Origin of the sequence: Pseudomonas sp. CG7 (genome assembly GCF_023701885.1) — a bacterium.
Classification (GTDB): Bacteria; Pseudomonadota; Gammaproteobacteria; order Pseudomonadales; family Pseudomonadaceae; genus Aquipseudomonas; species Aquipseudomonas zanjanensis.
This window is the reverse complement of the sequence record NZ_JABAEE010000177.1, coordinates 1-1,507: the sequence shown is the minus strand read 5'-3', so window position 1 is coordinate 1,507 and position 1,507 is coordinate 1. Positions and strand designations below refer to the sequence as shown.

At 56.5% G+C, this 1,507-nt stretch carries 1 protein-coding gene; it reads left to right on the top strand.

What is annotated here, in order from left to right:
- Positions 1 to 182: 182 nt before the first annotated feature.
- Positions 183 to 1,507: IS110 family RNA-guided transposase (locus HGO40_RS30455; RefSeq protein ID WP_250966059.1), on the top strand; the 1,325-nt coding region annotated here is incomplete at its 3' end.

Below are 1,507 nucleotides of genomic sequence, written 5' to 3'. Positions count from 1 at the left end.
GGGTGCGCGCGGGGAAAGAGGCCGTAGCTATCACTGGTGTGTCCGCACCCGCGAGGGAGAGTGGCCGGCACGGTATCGGCGTGGAGTCGTTGTAGGCACAGCAAGCTGTGACCACGTATGAGAGAGTGAATCCGTTCGCCACCGTGTTCCCCGCGCGCCATTCAATCCTGCGAGGAATTGTCATGGCGCGCAAGAAGCAGCAGAAACGATTTGAAGTGATTCACCCTCATTGTGCCGGTATCGATATCGGCAGCCGCGAGCACTGGGTTGGCGTCAATCCCGATCAAAGCGACAAGCCTGTTCGCTGTTTTCCGGCCTTCACTGAGGATTTGGTGAGGCTGGCCGAATGGCTGGAATCGCTGAAAATCAAGGTCGTGGCGATGGAGGCCACTGGCGTTTACTGGATACCCCTGTTCGAGCTTCTCGATTCAAGGGGCTTTGAGGTGTACCTGGTCAACTCCCGTGCAACTCGTCAGATAAGCGGGCGTAAATCCGATGTTCTGGATTGCCAGTGGATCTGGCAACTCATGACCCATGGCTTACTCAGAGGTGCTTTCCGACCCGCTGATGATATTTGCTCGATGCGATCATTGGTTCGCCAGCGGGCCATGAAGGTTCGTGATCAAGCCAAGACCATCAACCGCATGCAAAAAGCCCTGACGCAGATGAATATTCAGTTAGCCAATGTCATCAGCAATATTGCTGGCGTGACAGGGATGAAAATCATCAAGGCCATCATCGATGGCGAGCGTGACCCTCAAGTCTTGGCCAACTTCCGAGACGGCCGTATCAAGGCCGATCACCAAACCATTGCCCGCAGCCTGCACGGTAACTGGCGAGTCGAGCATCTGCATGCTTTGGCTCAGGAGGTGGCTGCTCATGATTTCCTTGAGAAGCAGATTGCCGAATGTGATCAGGCCATCACTCAGGCACTTGATCGACTCCCAGTGCTGAACCATGAGCCCCCGCAACCCACCAAGCCACTGCGTAGCCCGCATCGCTCGGCAGATGAACAGGCCAGCTTGCACCAGGCACTTGTGAGAATCATGGGCGTGGACCTGACCGCGATTCCCACCATCGGAATCGAATCTGCCTTGGTTCTGGCGAGCGAAGTCGGACCTGATTTGTCGCGTTTTCCGACTGAGCAACATTTCAGTTCTTGGTTGGGGGTAGCGCCCTCAACCCGAATATCGGGGGGAAAACCCTTGCCCGGTCATGTCCCCAAGGTATTTAACCGGGCGGCACAAGCGTTGAAGCAGGCGGCCTCTAGCGCCCGCACCGATAAAAGTTTTATCGGTGCCAGTCACCGCGCCCGATTGGCTCGCATGGATACGGCCTGCGCCATTAAGGCTACGGCTCACCAGCTGGCCCGCCTGATCTACGCCATGCTGACCAAGGGACAGCCTTACGTGGCGCAGGATATGGACGAGTACGAGGCCAAAAGTCGTGATCGTCAGCTTAGAGCCTTACAGCGTAAGGCTACAAAGCTGGGTGTTCGATTGGTCGC